Genomic DNA, 14628 nt, shown 5'->3' with positions numbered 1-14628 from the left:
TTATACTCTTTTTTAAAACTGGTACGTTTTTTTTAATTGAGAAATGATGTCTTTAACGGCCTTTTCATTTGTTATGTTTTCTCTGTAATAGTCAATGTTCAATATAGGATCTTTTTTAAGGTCGCCTATATTGTATGAATGCTCCAATTTCTCTAAAATAGTGCTTAGTGGCTCATTATTGAAACTAATTTTGATGTCTTTTACTTCGTTGTCTTTGTCAGTAGAGTTCGTAGAATAAGAGAAACTCGAACCAAAACTTTTAACTTCAAACTTTCTTATTGATATGGCTGTGCCATTAGTAGGTTCTTCGATTTCTTCAATTATAAATTTTTCTTTACCAGAATTACAGCTAAATAGTATAAACGCAAAGAGTATTAAAATATAGTGATATTGTTTTTGGTTTGACTTTTTCATGGGTTCTATTTAAATTACGACTCAAGTTCTTGAGTTTTTAGTTGAATTCTACAATGAATACTATAGATTTTGTGTTTAATAATCTTTTTATTTTTACTTACTAAAGGTGCTCTTCAACTGAATTATTCTAATTTACTAAAATGTAATCTTTTAATACAATTATTAAGTTATATAAAGAATGTGTAATCAATACAGCTAAAATAGGATGTATTTTCTTGTTTTTTTTATAAAAGACATAAATATATCCAAACATCCAACCTAATATTGTTAAAGCTATCATATATGGAATATTATAATGATGTAACACTCCAAAAATAAAACCTGATATTAAAACTGCTAAAAAATAATTTATTGATAATCCGTTAAAAAGCACTCGTAAAAATTCAAGCAGAAGAAATTGAATAAAAAACGTTTCAATTAGTGGAGATAAAATTACTGTTTCGAACAACACATATTCAATAGAACTATCACTAAAGTCTAATTTTGAAAAATTATTGTTTCCAAAAAATATGCCAAAAACTAATTCTAAAATCTCTCCAATAAATAAGAGTATAAAAGTAAATATTAGTAATTGTATTAAAACATTAAACTTTTTAAACCTTACAAATTGTAGTGATTTTTTCATTATCTATTGTGTTCTTTAAGAGGCATAGTTCACACTAAGTTTGGTGCAAGAAACGCAGGGTAGGTTGTAAGTGCTTTCGTCTCTGTTTAGCCAAAGATGCCCTATGTTTTTTATACATGTTAGCAATAGGTGTTATATTATGTTTGTTCTACAATTTTATTTCCATTTTCCCATTGTGTCCAACCATCATAAATTTTTGAGTCATAAAAGTTAAAATCCCTACCCAAAGTCTTGCTAACGACTGATTTCTTTAGCCCAATCACCTCTATAAATTATTTTTTGGTCATGAATTTTAAAGGTAAACTTACCATACCTAACTGAGATTCCTGCAGATGCATTTACAACCCAGCAATTATCAGGAATATTAAAGAAATTTTCAGAAGTAATTACTTTTTTATCCATTTGATCTTTAACCGAAACAGATACTTGTGGACCAACGTCCCATCCAAGATGTGTATTATAGCTAACGATTAAATCACCAATGAGTTTAAAATTTTCATTGGTTTCTATTTTGGTTGTAATGCTTCCAACTTTTACGTCGTTTAAATCTTTTTTGGGTGAAACTTCTATGCTTAATTTAGGCAAGTCTATAACTGTTTTGGAAGCCAGAATTATAATAGATTCGTTTTTAACACTATTATCTTCACTATCAAAAAACTCAAAAGCAAGCTCCATGGCTTCAATACCATCTGGATTAATTGTTAATTGATCTGCAAAATAACCTGCGTTTGTTATGTTTTTAGAATAGATAATTTCATCACGGTTTTTTACAACTACTTTTTTTATAGTGGCATCATTATAAAACTCTAAAGGTATCGTTGTTGTGTTGGTGTGTACTGTTTTGTTTTTAGGACTTATAATTAGTCCTTTCATATAATCTCGCATGGCAAACCAAACTGGGCGTGGCGAGCCATATTTGTCGTTAATATCTTTATAACCCCAAAATCCAAACCATTCTTCTGGTTGCTCTTTATTATGTATGCTTTTTTCTCCACCTTTCCACCAACCATCAGCATAATAAAATGGACACATACCTACAGCTCCAGCATCCATAAGATCTCTGTAATTAGAAACTAATCCTTCGCTTTGTTCCTTTAAGGTTCTTGAGCCAAAACTACCAAAACCTCCTTTTGGAGATACTGAATGTCCAAACTCAGTTATTATAAATGGTTTATCTAATCCGTTTAATTCATTTAAACCTTTAATATAATCTCTAAACCCCATTGTTGCTGTTTGGCCTTCATTGTAACCGTAACAATTATAAGCGTATACATCATACATACTTTCATCCATCCAATCACTAATCATTGCATTTGCAGAAAGTGTTACTGGTATATTTGGATGATTTTTATGAATCATATCTACCATCATTTTCATTAAGTTTTTAAATGCCTGAGCAGAAACCTCATGAATATGATCCGTTTGAGGTTCGTTAATAACCAAATACGTAATTATACAATTATATTTTGGTGCATATTTTAAAATGTTTTCAAGCTGTGTCTTGCAGTGATTTATAAATTTAGGATCCCTATAATCTTCTTCTGGATTAACATCTAAACCCATAATAAGTTTTAAACCCGATTCTTGTACAAGTTTCAATTGAGCTTCAGAAAATTGACTCCAAGTTCTTATCGTATTATAACCACCTTTTTTAATGTTATCGAGATCAAATTTCATTAACTCCAAATGATCTTTCTTTTCATCTTCATAAGGATGTTGTCCTGGACGTGCACCTATTTCGTATCCAATTGCTTTTATAAAAAACTTTTCTCCATTAAGGTAGTACCAATTGTCTTTTAGTTCAATATTGGTTTCTACTTCCTTTTGTACCGTTTTAGACTTCTCCGGTTGAGAACAGCCCAAAATCAGTTGGGTGATACATAGAATGAGTATTAATGTTAAATTTTGTTTCATGTACTCCGTTTTTTTAATTGGACTCGGTTTTGTGTATGGTTTAAGCCACTAATTTAGCAAATAAAACCCATAAGATTGGGAAACCCGGAGGGTTTCCTCAAACAAGCTAAGACTAATAATAAATTATATATTGTGTTGTAGCCAGTTTTTTTATTCAAATGCATAGATGTTAATCGGTTCGCAATCGTGCTCATTTCCATAAATCATTATTGGCTTTTCAATTTCTATTCCATCCAATATTCTAATTCCAAGTTCATCGAAAGCTTTATGCAATATAATATATGTCTTAAATTTAAACGAATTGTTTAGTGCTTGAGATTTAATTCCTTTTTCAATTCTCTAAGTGTCATATTTAGCTCTAATGTTGTTTTTTTCCAGCTTGTGCCTAATAATGATAGAACTGGCACATATTAATAAAGTAAAAATACAATTCCAAAAGTAAAACCTATAAAGAATTCTGTAATAATTATGCCACTATAAGAAGGCTATTCTAACCAAACCTTTGTGTTAAGCCCTGCGTTAAGGATTGCAGTGAAAATCCCGCAGAGAGGTACGAACGAGGAATTGCAACGTAAAGCCTGACCCGATAGGGTAACGCCCAAAAAAAGGCATAAAAAAAGCCCAACTTTACAGTCGGGCTTTTAAATGTTTAATACTAAGCTGATTATTTTCCTCCAGCTTCTAAGTTTTTCATTTCTTTTTCGATCATATCGTAAAATTGATCGATTTTAGGAAGAACAACAACACGTGTACGTCTGTTTTTTGCTCTGTTTTCAGCAGTATCGTTATCTACTAAAGGTACATAAGAACTACGTCCTGCAGCGATTAACTGTCCTGGATTAACACCTAAGCCTTGTAACACACGAATGATAGATGTAGAACGTTTAACACTTAAATCCCAGTTGTCTAAAAGCACACCTTTTTGGTAAGATCTGCTATCTGTATGACCTTCAATCATTGCTTCAAATTCTGGTTTGCTATTGATAACTTTAGCTACTTTAGCTAATACTTCTTTAGCTCTAGTGGTTACGTTGTAACTTCCGCTTTGGAAAAGTAATTTATCGGCGATAGAAATGAAAACTACACCTTTTTCTACATTTACCTGGATATCTGGATCGTTAATACCAACTTCGCGTTTTAGGCTTGTTACTAAAGCTAACGTGATACTGTCTTTTTTAGTAAGTGCGTCTTGTAAACGTGAAATTTTAAGTTCTTTTTCTTTTATACTTTCTAATGTTTTCTCGATACTACTAGCTCCTTTAGAAGATAATAATTGAAGGTTATCATTGTTATTACGTAAATCGTTTACTTGAGATTCTAATACGGTAGCTTTAGCTGTTGCTGCTGCGCGATCTTCTAAACAAGAGTTTAATTTTACGGTTGCCGAGTTGAGTAAATCTTGAGTTTCTTTTTGTTTAGCTTCAAGATCTGTAAATTGTTTTTTTGAAACACATGAACTTAAAAGTAACATGGCTGACAGACTAAGTAATAAAACTTTTTTCATAAGTTGTTTTATAATTTTGGATTAAAAAATGTTCGTTCTATAATTAACAAAAGTATATAAAAATAGGTTGTTAGCAGAGTTATTAACAAAACTTTTGCTAATTTCTTTTATCTTTTGTAATAGATGTTTTTATTTACGAAATAATCGATAGCAATGGATGTTTTTTTGTAGTAATTTGTTTTATTTTTTATTGTCTTGCGTTGTTTTAATAACCTATTTAAATTAGAATAATAACTAAAATGGGCTTTTAGAATTGCTATGGTATGCTTGGGTTTTAATTCGAATAAAAATTTTGTTGCAGCAAAACCATCGAGAACTAAACGGATAAAAATAATAAAGAATAAAGAGCCTTTTGCATTTTTGGTAAGTGTATAAAGACTATTTCTAAAGTTAAGATAGGTTTTTTTTGGATTTATAGCATTTAATGTAGCCCCACCAACATGATAAATAGTAGATGTTCCAACGTATTTTATAGAATAACCTTCGTTTTTTACGCGCCAGCATAGATCTATTTCTTCCATGTGAGCGAAGAAGTGCTCATCGAAACCATTATATTGTTTGAAAATATGATTTTTTACAAAAAAGCAAGCTCCGGTTGCCCAAAAAATTTCGCTAGTGTCGTTGTATTGTCCATTGTCTTTTTCAAGCGTGTTAAAAATACGGCCTCGGCAATATGGGTAGGCGTATTTGTCTATAAATCCGCCTGCTGCACCAGCATATTCAAAATAGGCTTTGTTTTTAAAGTCTAATATTTTAGGTTGAAGTATTGCGGTATTTGGGTTGCTTTTAAAGGCCTCAATAATAGGGAGAAGCCAGTTTTTTGTAACTTCTATATCATTATTTAATAAACAAACCACCTCGGCCTCAATATGCTTTAAAGCATCATTATAACCTTTTGCAAAACCTCCATTTTCTTCATTCTGAATAATTTTTACAGTAGGGAAGTTGTTTTTAATAAATGAAATAGAATCATCGGTTGATGCATTATCGGCTACATAAATTTCGGCTTCTTTAGAGTGTTCAACTACCGAAGGTAAAAACTGTTTTAAAAGTTTTTTTCCGTTCCAGTTTAGTATGGCGATGGCGATTTTCAATTGATCTTGTTTATGGGTTAAAAGTTTATTTGTTTAAAAATATAACGTTTAGATTGTTGAATGGTGTTAAAACTATTTTATTGTGGATTATACTCCGGAATATCTTTTAAAAACTGATACCGTTCGTTTTCGAAATCCATTTGGCAATAATAATGATTTATTCCGTTAGTTACCATTAAATAAGTGGCGTTTAGTTCTGTATTATAACGTGCAATTTGGTCGAATGTGGTTTGATTAATGTTTATTTTTGGTGCTTTACATTCTACAATTAAATGAATACTGCCGTCGGGATTGAAAACAACAATATCGTAACGTTTTTTTAAATCGTTAATAGTGAGTTCTTTTTCCACGTTAATTAATGAAAGGGGATATTTTTTAACATTTATTAAATAGAGTGTGCAATGTTGTCTAACCCATTCTTCGGGTTGTAAAATCACAAATTTTTTGCGAATACAATCGAAAATAGATACTTTATTTTCGCTATTTTTGAAACGAAATGAAAACTCAGGAAAATTTAATTTTTGTAACACTGAAATTTTAAAATTTTTTCAAAGTTAAGCAATTAATCAAATTTTATAGGCAGCAATCGTTTTTAGGAATTTGAAATTTATAATTAGGAATTTATACCAGATTTGGACGAAGTAAAACAAATAGTAACCGATATAAAAAATAAAAACTTAAAACCTATTTACTTTTTAATGGGTGAAGAGGCTTATTATATTGATAAAATTTCAGATTTTATTGAAACTTCTGTTTTAGATGAAGCTGAACGTGGGTTTAACCAAATGGTTTTGTACGGTCGTGATGTTACTATAGATGATATTGTTGGGCATGCTAAACGATACCCAATGATGGCAGAGCACCAAGTTATTATTGTAAAGGAAGCTCAAGATTTATCCAGAAGTATTGAGAAATTGGCTAAATATGCCGAAAACCCACAACCAAGTACTGTTTTAGTTTTTAATTATAAGTACAAAAAAATTGATAAGCGTAAAGCGCTATATAAAACGCTTAAAAAAGAGGGTATTGTTTACGAGAGTAAAAAACTTTATGATAATCAAGTAGCCGATTGGATTCGTCGTGTACTGGCTCCGAAGAAATATGAAATTACCCCGAAAGCAGCACAAATGCTTGTGGAGTTTTTAGGAACTGATTTGAGTAAAATAAATAATGAGTTAGAAAAACTTCAGATTATTTTACCAAAAGGCACACAAATTACGCCAGAACATGTTGAGGAAAATATTGGGATTAGTAAAGATTACAATAATTTTGAGTTAAGGAAAGCTGTTGGTGAACGCAACGCGGTTAAAGCTTTTAAAATTGTACAATATTTTGGAGATAACCCAAAAGATAACCCAATGGTTGTTACTGTTTCATTATTGTTTGCTTTTTTTTCGCAATTGCTTACGTTTCATGGATTAAGTGATAAGTCGCCTAGAAGTGTTGCCTCTGCGCTTCGTGTTAATCCGTATTTTGTGAATGATTATATTACTGCTGCTAGAAATTTCCCGATGAGAAAGGTGAGTGGTGTAGTGGCAACTTTGCGCGAATTCGATGTAAAAAGTAAAGGTGTTGGTTCTAATGCTATTCCTCAAGGCGATTTGCTTAAAGAACTTTTGGTGCGTATTTTTATTTAGTTCATAATCCTAAAAAAGGTAATTGTTTTACTTTATGGTACTTTAAAGCAGCTTCAATACATTGTTTTAATTCGGTTTCGGGTATTTTATCATCTAATTTAAATACAATAGCGCGATGCCCTTCAAACTCAAAAATATCTTTAAAAACAATTTTAAAAGTTTCAACTAATTTACTGGTACATTTAAAATACATGGCATATTGGTCTGGTTTTTTAGGTTTCCAGTGTATTCTAATTGTACTTCCTTTTTTCACCAAATAACTAGGCTCTCCCCATTTTAGGGTTTCTTCAATTTTAGAAATACCTTCAATGCTATTTGCAACTTCTAAAATAAGTGTTCTAAGTTGTTGTATCTGGTTTTTAACGAACTCTGGATAATTGTTAAACACTTGTTCAATTCTAGAATCTGTTTCTATCTGTAAGGAATTAAAAGCCATTTTTTTCTTCTTAAATTGAAATTAGATTAAAGATAGTGTTAATTTAGTTTCTTCTTAAAAAAATATAAATGAATTTAGACATTCACGATAGTTGGAAACCGTATTTAGATAAAGAATTTAAAAAGGAATACTTCAAGAATTTAATGAAATTTGTAACTGATGAATATAACACGAATACTTGTTTCCCTCCAGAAGAAGCTGTTTTTAATGCTTTTAATTATTGTCATTTTAATGATGTAAAAGTTGTGATTATTGGGCAAGATCCATATCATGATTACGGTCAGGCTAATGGTTTATGTTTCTCTGTTGCCGATAGTGTAAAACATCCACCTTCATTAGTTAATATTTTTAAGGAAATTGAAGCCGATTTAGGAATTCCCTATCCTAAAAGTGGTAATCTAGAACGTTTGGCAAAACAAGGCGTTTTACTTTTAAATGCTACGCTTACAGTTAGAGCTCACGAAGCTGCAAGTCATCAAAAACAAGGTTGGGAAACCTTTACGGACTCTGTGATAAAAACAGTTAGTGATAAAAATGAGAATATAATATTTTTACTTTGGGGAGGTTTTGCAAAAAAGAAAGTGAAACTTATAGATGATAAGAAGCATTTGGTTTTAACTAGTGGACATCCATCACCTTTATCTGCAAATAGAGGGTATTGGTTTGGGAATAAGCATTTTTCGCAGGTAAACCAATATCTTAAAGACTTAGGTGAAAAAACACTTAACTGGTAAAATTAAATAGGGAAAATTAAAACTTAGCATTAAGCTAAAAAGAAAGTGTTATTAGCTTCCTGTAGGTGCAAGTCTTTCATTCATGTTATCTAATTCTAAATACGGTGATAAAACAACAGGCTCTTTATTTACTTTCGTAGTTTTAGGTGTCTTGTTACAGCTAAATTTTAGAAGCAATAAATTAAATAAAATAAGTATTGAAAGTGTAAGAATAATTGTTGAAATCATATTAAATGGGGTTTAAATATTCGACAATGTACAAATTATATCGACGATATGCAAATTATGCATAATCTACTATTTATATGTGCAAAGTTAATAATTTAAATAATATGAACATTCGTTTATAAATGCGGTTTTTCATTTTTGTGGTATCCGTAATATTTTAGGAGTTAGATTTATGATTAATTCAAAATATTATGATATTTTTTATCAACTACATTTTTATGAAGTGTTATAGAAATCATTTTTAATTTGAAATAAGCCTCACTCATGTAGATAAAACCGTTATTAGCAATACGTTCGGAGTTTTTTCCCCATGAATTCTTTACTTTATAGTATGTATTTCCGTTTTGATCTTTTACTAATCCTGTAATATGCATTAAATGATCGTCTGTGGTATTGAAATTTTCAAATTCTTGTTGTCTGTACGCTTGTGTAATCTCTTTTTCTGGTACAATTTCGGTCAATTCCTTTAGGTTTACATTGCTGTCTTCTGGAATTATTGCCATACCAGGATTTGCTGTAAATGTACTTTCACTTACATCGCAATCTAAAGCTATTGTATATCCTTTTTTAAGAGCATTATTTACCGTTTTAACTGCATCTTCAATTGTGATGTTGTAGAAGCTCCCGTTTGAAAAATTATCAGGAATGTTTAAAACGAAATTGGTGTAATATGGTTCATGAGAAAAAGATGTTAAACTCACATAATCATCTGGATTAATTTTAGTCATTTCTAAAAATGATTTTGGAGTATATTGTATACCTTCATAATTAAAAGTTTCAACGTTTTTACCTAAGTAAATGTCCAAAATCGATTCTGTAACTTGTTTCCATTTTGGAGATAGTGGTTTTTTTACATCGTTTACATAGGTATTTAAAACACCAGTTAAAACTGTAATCATTTCAGAATGGTTATGTCTTGTATTAGCTTCATCCAGTCCTGTAAAAACAAAACTAGGAACTAAACCATGATCTTTTACGCTGTTTAAAACATCGTGAGCCAAGCCACCTTCGCTAAATTGTGTTTTTCCTTGGCGCATTATATAGTTCCAAGCTTTTTTAGGATAGGTATTACGTACCGTGTACATTTCAGATAAATCAATTTTTTTACCTGTAAGTCTTATTATTTCGCTTTCTAAAAATGAAGACGTAGAAAAACTCCAACATGTTCCTGTATTTCCTTGACTAATAACATCGGTAGTTTCAATATCTATAACAGTTTCAAACTTATAAGTTTGTGCATTTATAGAGATACAAATGAAGAGCAAAACAAGTAATGAAATATTATTTTTCATAGGGAATGAATGGTTTTAATGAAATAAAATTTATTTTTGGCTAAAATAAAGAAAATGAGTCAAGAAAATTGGATAACTGTTAAAGAATATACAGATATTACATATAAAAAATGTAATGGTGTAGCGCGAATCGCGTTTAACAGACCAGATGTTAGAAATGCATTTAGACCAAAAACAACGGCAGAACTGTATGATGCATTTTATGATGCGAATGAAGATGTGAATATTGGTGTGGTATTATTATCTGCCGAAGGGCCTTCTACTAAAGATGGTGTGTATTCTTTTTGTAGTGGTGGAGATCAAAAAGCACGAGGTCATCAAGGTTATGTAGGAGAAGATGGGTATCATCGTTTAAATATATTAGAAGTTCAGCGTTTAATTCGTTTTATGCCTAAAGTTGTGATAGCAGTAGTTCCTGGTTGGGCTGTTGGTGGCGGACATAGTTTGCATGTAATTTGTGATTTAACTTTAGCAAGTAAAGAACACGCTATTTTTAAACAAACAGATGCCGACGTTACTAGTTTTGATGGTGGTTATGGCTCGGCTTATTTAGCTAAAATGGTAGGGCAGAAAAGAGCACGTGAAATTTTCTTTTTAGGACGAAATTACTCAGCACAAGAAGCTTATGATATGGGCATGGTAAACGCCGTTATCCCACACGATGAATTAGAAAGTACAGCTTATGATTGGGCTCAGGAAATATTAGGAAAATCTCCAACATCGATAAAAATGTTGAAATTCGCAATGAATTTAACAGACGATGGTATGGTTGGGCAACAAGTATTCGCTGGTGAAGCAACACGTTTAGCTTATATGACAGATGAAGCCAAAGAAGGTCGAGATGCATTTCTTGAAAAAAGAAAGCCTAATTTTCCTAAAAAATGGATCCCATAAATGAATAAAACAAAAATCTGGATTTCTTCTATGCGCTTGCGCACTTTACCTTTATCCATTTCCGGAATTATTTTAGCTTCCTTTTTAGCAGCTTATCAAGGTGTCTTTAATTGGGTAATTTGTTTGTTGGCTATTTTGTCGACTCTAAGTTTTCAAATACTTTCCAATTTAGCAAACGACTATGGTGATGGTGTTAAAGGAACCGATAATGATGATAGAATAGGGCCGGAGCGTGCTATACAAAGTGGCGTAATATCTCCAAAGGAAATGAAAAAGGCCATTACAATAAATGTGGTAATTTCAACCATTTTGGCTTTATTAACTATTTATTTTGCTTTTGGAAGCACTCATTTTTTACTTTCAGTAGTCTTTTTTGTGCTTAGCGTTGGGGCAATAATTGCCGCAATTAAATATACAGTTGGTGGTAATGCCTATGGGTATAATGCCATGGGAGATATTTTTGTGTTTCTGTTTTTTGGTTTTGTTAGCGTTATTGGTGGTTATGTATTGTTTGCAAAAACGATAGATTTTATAGTGATTTTACCAGCCGTAATAATTGGCTTGTTAAGCACCGCTGTGTTAAACCTTAATAATATGCGTGATATAGAATCGGATACAAAATCCAATAAAATTACTTTAGCGTTAAAATTAGGTAGCTTAAAGGCTAAAACATATCATAGTTTTTTAATTATTTTGGCTATTTTACTATCAATTTTATTTGGTGTTTTGTTTTATAAGTCAGCTTTTAATTTTATTTTTTTAATTGCTTTTATACCTTTATTTCTTCATCTTAAAAAAGTGAATAACACACAAAACCCACAACATTTTGATCCTGAATTAAAAAAGTTAGCGCTTACAACGGTGCTTTTATCTATTTTACTGGGTTTGGGGCAATTGTTGTAAAAATTTAGTAAATTTAGAGTTCAATTTTAATAATTTATTTCTAATGAAAATCACATTTTACGGTCATGCTTGTTTAGGTATTAAAATAGATGATATTAGCATACTTGTCGATCCTTTTATTACAGGTAACGAAAAGGCTGCAAATATTGATATTAATACCATAGAAGCCGATTATATTATGGTTACGCATGCGCATCAAGATCATATTCTAGATGTTGATGCCATTGCCAAACGGACTAATGCTGTTATAATTTCTAACTTCGAAATTGTAACTCATTTTGGGAATCTTGGTTTAGAAGGACACCCAATGAACCATGGAGGACAATGGGATTTTGAGTTCGGAAACGTGAAATATGTAAACGCTATTCATACCTCGTCTTTTCCTGATGGTACTTATGGTGGGCAGCCAGGCGGTTTTATAATTGAAAGTGAGCATAAAAATATTTATATCGCTGGAGATACGGCTTTAACGTTTGATATGAAATTAATTCCGATGCAAACCAAACTAGACTTGGCAATTCTTCCTATTGGTGATAATTTTACTATGGGTATTAACGATGCCATTTTAGCGAGCGATTTTGTGGAATGCGATAAAATATTAGGTTGTCATTTTGATACTTTTGGTTACATCGAAATCGATCACGAGGTCGCAAAGCGAAAATTTTTCGAGAAGGATAAAGATTTAATGCTTTTAGAAATAGGAGAGAGTATTGAGCTTTAAATACGCATCGTAATTTTTAATCCGTTTGTTTTTAAATTTGAATCATCTGGTTTTTAAGACCTTATTTCGTTGTAATAATTCTAATTTTATATAAAAAGTGGTTTATTATGACTTTATGTGTCTAATAATTATCAATTTTATATTAAAAGAATAAACAACTAATCAATCTGAAAATTTTATGATAATCCTTGTTAAGTTTTAATGTTTCATGGAATAAATTATTAATTTAGCATGACTATGACGGCAACTTACCAACCATATACTTTAAACTTCAAACAAGCCAGCGGTACATCGCGAGGTATTTTGAAAACTAAAGAAACTTGGTTTATTATCTTAGATAAAGGACCCAAGAAAGGTGTTGGAGAATGTGGAATGTTTCGAGGACTTTCTATTGATGATAGACCCGATTATGAAGAAAAACTAAAATGGGTTTGCGAAAACATAAATCTAGGTTTAGATAATTTGTTATTGCAGTTAGAAGAATTTCCTAGTATCCAATTTGGTTTAGAAATGGCGTTTAAATCTATTGACAGCGTTGATGGTTTTGATTTATTTCCTTCAAAATTTACTAAAACTGAAGATAGTATTGCTATTAACGGATTAATTTGGATGGGAACGGAAAGTTTCATGAAGGAACAAATTCAGGATAAAATAGAGGCTGGTTTTAGTTGCATTAAAATGAAAATTGGTGCTATCAATTTTCAAACAGAGATTAATCTGCTAAAATCTATTCGAAAGGAATTCAATTCAAATGATATTGAATTACGTGTAGATGCTAATGGTGCTTTTAAACCTTCGGAAGCTTTAGAAAAACTGAAAATATTATCAGATTTCGATTTACATTCCATTGAACAGCCTATAAAACAAGGACAAATAACCGAAATGGCAAAACTTTGCGAAGCTACACCATTACCTATTGCTCTAGACGAGGAACTTATAGGTGTGTTTTCCGAAGATAAAAAACAAGTATTACTAGAAGCTATTTGTCCACAATATATTATTCTAAAACCAACTTTAATTGGTGGTTTTAAAGGGAGCGACTCTTGGATTAGTTTAGCCAACAAACAAAATATAGGTTGGTGGATTACAAGTGCCTTAGAGAGCAATGTGGGGTTAAATGCCATCGCGCAATATACGTATGCTTTAAACAGTAATTTGCCACAAGGTTTAGGAACGGGTAGTTTGTTTTCTAATAATTTTGAGTCACCACTTTTAGTTAAAAATGGTACATTGCAGTATAATAAGGTAGAACCTTGGAAATTTAATTTAGAAGTATGTATATAGCTCAAGCCTTTAAAGGTTTACACGATTGGTGGCGATATTTATTAGGTGTATTAATAATTTTTATAGCTTGGCAAATAATTGGTATGATTCCTCTGGGAATTGTATTAGGCATAAAAGTTTTTCAAACAGGCGATATGCCAGTTACTATCCCAGATATGATTGAGGCTTTGGGTAGTAATTTATTTCTGTTTTTAATGCTGTTGTCTTTTGCAGCAGGATTGGTAGGTGTTATTTTTTCGGCTAAAGTTATACATAAACAGTCGTTTGTGCAATTAACAACGGCGAGAAAAAAAATAGATTGGAAACGTTTTTGGTTTATTTTTATTCTATGGGGCGTTATTTCATCTAGTTTTGTATTGGTGGATTATTTCTTTTTTGCTCCAGAAGACTATGTACTTAATTTTAAATTAAAACCATTTTTAATATTAGCAGCTATAGCTATTACATTAATACCGTTACAAACGAGTTTCGAAGAGTATTTTTTTAGAGGCTACTTAATGCAAGGTATTGGTGTGGTATTTAAAAATAAATGGTTACCACTTTTAATAACTTCTGTTGGTTTTGGACTTATGCATATTGCAAATCCTGAAGTGGAGCAATTAGGGCCAGTAATTATGGTTTATTACATAGGCACAGGTTTGTTTTTAGGTGTTTTAACTTTAATGGACGAAGGCTTAGAACTTGCCTTAGGGTTCCATGCAGCCAATAATTTATTTACAGCTTTGTTAGTTACTGCCGATTGGACAGCCTTTCAAACCGATTCAATTTTAAAAGATATGTCCGATCCTGATACTATGGCCTTGGGCGAAATATTTTTCCCTGTATTTGTAGTTTTTCCAATACTTTTATTTATTCTTTCTAAGAAATATAACTGGAGTAATTGGAAAGATAAATTAATAGGAAATGTTGTAGAACCACCAAAAGATGATTATAAAATAATAGAATAAT

General features: G+C 31.2%; 17 protein-coding genes. 7 read left to right on the top strand and 10 right to left on the bottom strand.

The window, feature by feature from the left end; genetic code table 11:
- Nucleotides 1-12: 12 nt before the first annotated feature.
- The 7 genes from GQR97_RS18795 to GQR97_RS18770 form a co-directional block, all read right to left on the bottom strand.
- On the bottom strand, nucleotides 13-414 hold the full coding sequence (locus GQR97_RS18795; RefSeq protein WP_158851211.1) for a hypothetical protein: 402 nt from the start codon (nucleotides 412-414) through the stop codon (nucleotides 13-15).
- Nucleotides 415-541: 127 nt separating this feature from the next.
- Complete coding sequence (locus GQR97_RS18790; RefSeq protein ID WP_158851209.1) at nucleotides 542-1039, bottom strand: CPBP family intramembrane glutamic endopeptidase; 498 nt, start codon at nucleotides 1037-1039, stop codon at nucleotides 542-544.
- A 234-nt stretch (nucleotides 1040-1273) separates the two neighbouring features.
- Nucleotides 1274-2953, bottom strand: a complete 1680-nt coding sequence (locus GQR97_RS18785; RefSeq protein WP_158851207.1) for a glycoside hydrolase family 2 TIM barrel-domain containing protein — start codon at nucleotides 2951-2953, stop codon at nucleotides 1274-1276.
- 150 nt (nucleotides 2954-3103) lie between these two features.
- Entirely contained in the window at nucleotides 3104-3226 is a 123-nt protein-coding gene (locus GQR97_RS19870; RefSeq protein ID WP_262885916.1) for a hypothetical protein, read from the bottom strand.
- A gap of 391 nt (nucleotides 3227-3617) precedes the next feature.
- Nucleotides 3618-4457, bottom strand: coding sequence for a flagellar motor protein MotB (locus GQR97_RS18780; protein ID WP_158851205.1), 840 nt, complete (start codon nucleotides 4455-4457; stop codon nucleotides 3618-3620).
- A 107-nt stretch (nucleotides 4458-4564) separates the two neighbouring features.
- The gene (locus tag GQR97_RS18775; RefSeq protein ID WP_158851203.1) at nucleotides 4565-5551 is read right to left on the bottom strand and encodes a glycosyltransferase family 2 protein; all 987 of its coding nucleotides are present in this window, start codon (nucleotides 5549-5551) and stop codon (nucleotides 4565-4567) included.
- 77 nt (nucleotides 5552-5628) lie between these two features.
- A complete protein-coding gene (locus GQR97_RS18770; RefSeq protein WP_158851202.1) occupies nucleotides 5629-6081 on the bottom strand; it encodes a type I restriction enzyme HsdR N-terminal domain-containing protein in 453 nt (150 codons plus the stop codon).
- 102 nt (nucleotides 6082-6183) lie between these two features.
- Here GQR97_RS18770 and holA point away from each other — a divergent pair, with 102 nt between their 5' ends.
- A complete protein-coding gene (holA, locus tag GQR97_RS18765; RefSeq protein ID WP_158851200.1) occupies nucleotides 6184-7188 on the top strand; it encodes a DNA polymerase III subunit delta in 1005 nt (334 codons plus the stop codon).
- Between the two features lies 1 nt (nucleotide 7189).
- On the opposite strand, the gene GQR97_RS18760 is transcribed toward holA, so the two are convergent.
- A complete protein-coding gene (locus GQR97_RS18760; RefSeq protein WP_158851198.1) occupies nucleotides 7190-7624 on the bottom strand; it encodes a DUF1801 domain-containing protein in 435 nt (144 codons plus the stop codon).
- A 68-nt stretch (nucleotides 7625-7692) separates the two neighbouring features.
- Here GQR97_RS18760 and GQR97_RS18755 point away from each other — a divergent pair, with 68 nt between their 5' ends.
- Nucleotides 7693-8358, top strand: coding sequence for a uracil-DNA glycosylase (locus GQR97_RS18755; RefSeq protein ID WP_158851196.1), 666 nt, complete (start codon nucleotides 7693-7695; stop codon nucleotides 8356-8358).
- Between the two features lie 51 nt (nucleotides 8359-8409).
- Here GQR97_RS18755 and GQR97_RS19845 read toward each other — a convergent pair whose 3' ends face one another.
- Nucleotides 8410-8586: a hypothetical protein gene (locus tag GQR97_RS19845; RefSeq protein WP_233267573.1), complete on the bottom strand. Its 177-nt coding sequence runs from the start codon at nucleotides 8584-8586 to the stop codon at nucleotides 8410-8412.
- Between the two features lie 176 nt (nucleotides 8587-8762).
- Complete coding sequence (locus tag GQR97_RS18750; RefSeq protein ID WP_158851194.1) at nucleotides 8763-9878, bottom strand: C1 family peptidase; 1116 nt, start codon at nucleotides 9876-9878, stop codon at nucleotides 8763-8765.
- Nucleotides 9879-9932: 54 nt separating this feature from the next.
- Between GQR97_RS18750 and GQR97_RS18745 the strand changes: the two genes are divergently transcribed.
- The 5 genes from GQR97_RS18745 to GQR97_RS18725 all read left to right on the top strand — a co-directional run bounded on the left by GQR97_RS18745 (nucleotide 9933) and on the right by GQR97_RS18725 (nucleotide 14627).
- Complete coding sequence (locus GQR97_RS18745; RefSeq protein ID WP_158851192.1) at nucleotides 9933-10772, top strand: 1,4-dihydroxy-2-naphthoyl-CoA synthase; 840 nt, start codon at nucleotides 9933-9935, stop codon at nucleotides 10770-10772.
- A complete protein-coding gene (gene menA, locus GQR97_RS18740) occupies nucleotides 10773-11675 on the top strand; it encodes a 1,4-dihydroxy-2-naphthoate octaprenyltransferase (protein ID WP_158851190.1) in 903 nt (300 codons plus the stop codon).
- A gap of 43 nt (nucleotides 11676-11718) precedes the next feature.
- Nucleotides 11719-12396 carry a metal-dependent hydrolase gene (locus tag GQR97_RS18735; RefSeq protein ID WP_158851188.1) on the top strand — a complete coding sequence of 226 codons (678 nt, stop codon included), beginning with the start codon at nucleotides 11719-11721 and terminating at the stop codon, nucleotides 12394-12396.
- 237 nt (nucleotides 12397-12633) lie between these two features.
- Nucleotides 12634-13680, top strand: coding sequence for an o-succinylbenzoate synthase (locus GQR97_RS18730; protein ID WP_158851929.1), 1047 nt, complete (start codon nucleotides 12634-12636; stop codon nucleotides 13678-13680).
- Nucleotides 13671-14627 (top strand): CPBP family intramembrane glutamic endopeptidase, encoded by a 957-nt coding sequence (locus GQR97_RS18725; protein WP_158851186.1) that lies wholly within the window; start codon nucleotides 13671-13673, stop codon nucleotides 14625-14627. Before GQR97_RS18730 ends, GQR97_RS18725 begins: the two co-directional genes overlap by 10 nt.
- The last annotated feature ends 1 nt before the right edge of the window (nucleotide 14628 follow it).

Origin of the sequence: Algibacter sp. L1A34, from assembly GCF_009796805.1 — a bacterium.
In the GTDB taxonomy this organism is placed as follows: Bacteria; Bacteroidota; Bacteroidia; order Flavobacteriales; family Flavobacteriaceae; genus Algibacter.
The sequence above is the reverse complement of the archived record's forward strand: the minus strand, read 5'-3'. Positions and strand labels throughout refer to the sequence as shown.

Coding starts and splice junctions, on each gene's coding strand:
- GQR97_RS18790 (WP_158851209.1), bottom strand. CDS start 1,039: ATGAAAAAATCACTACAATTTGTAAGGTTTAAAAAGTTTAATGTTTTA.
- GQR97_RS18760 (WP_158851198.1), bottom strand. CDS start 7,624: ATGGCTTTTAATTCCTTACAGATAGAAACAGATTCTAGAATTGAACAA.
- GQR97_RS18755 (WP_158851196.1), top strand. CDS start 7,693: ATGAATTTAGACATTCACGATAGTTGGAAACCGTATTTAGATAAAGAA.
- GQR97_RS18735 (WP_158851188.1), top strand. CDS start 11,719: ATGAAAATCACATTTTACGGTCATGCTTGTTTAGGTATTAAAATAGAT.
- GQR97_RS18795 (WP_158851211.1), bottom strand. CDS start 414: ATGAAAAAGTCAAACCAAAAACAATATCACTATATTTTAATACTCTTT.
- GQR97_RS18730 (WP_158851929.1), top strand. CDS start 12,634: ATGACGGCAACTTACCAACCATATACTTTAAACTTCAAACAAGCCAGC.
- GQR97_RS18785 (WP_158851207.1), bottom strand. CDS start 2,953: ATGAAACAAAATTTAACATTAATACTCATTCTATGTATCACCCAACTG.
- GQR97_RS18780 (WP_158851205.1), bottom strand. CDS start 4,457: ATGAAAAAAGTTTTATTACTTAGTCTGTCAGCCATGTTACTTTTAAGT.
- GQR97_RS18745 (WP_158851192.1), top strand. CDS start 9,933: ATGAGTCAAGAAAATTGGATAACTGTTAAAGAATATACAGATATTACA.
- menA (WP_158851190.1), top strand. CDS start 10,773: ATGAATAAAACAAAAATCTGGATTTCTTCTATGCGCTTGCGCACTTTA.
- GQR97_RS18725 (WP_158851186.1), top strand. CDS start 13,671: ATGTATATAGCTCAAGCCTTTAAAGGTTTACACGATTGGTGGCGATAT.
- GQR97_RS19845 (WP_233267573.1), bottom strand. CDS start 8,586: ATGATTTCAACAATTATTCTTACACTTTCAATACTTATTTTATTTAAT.
- GQR97_RS18750 (WP_158851194.1), bottom strand. CDS start 9,878: ATGAAAAATAATATTTCATTACTTGTTTTGCTCTTCATTTGTATCTCT.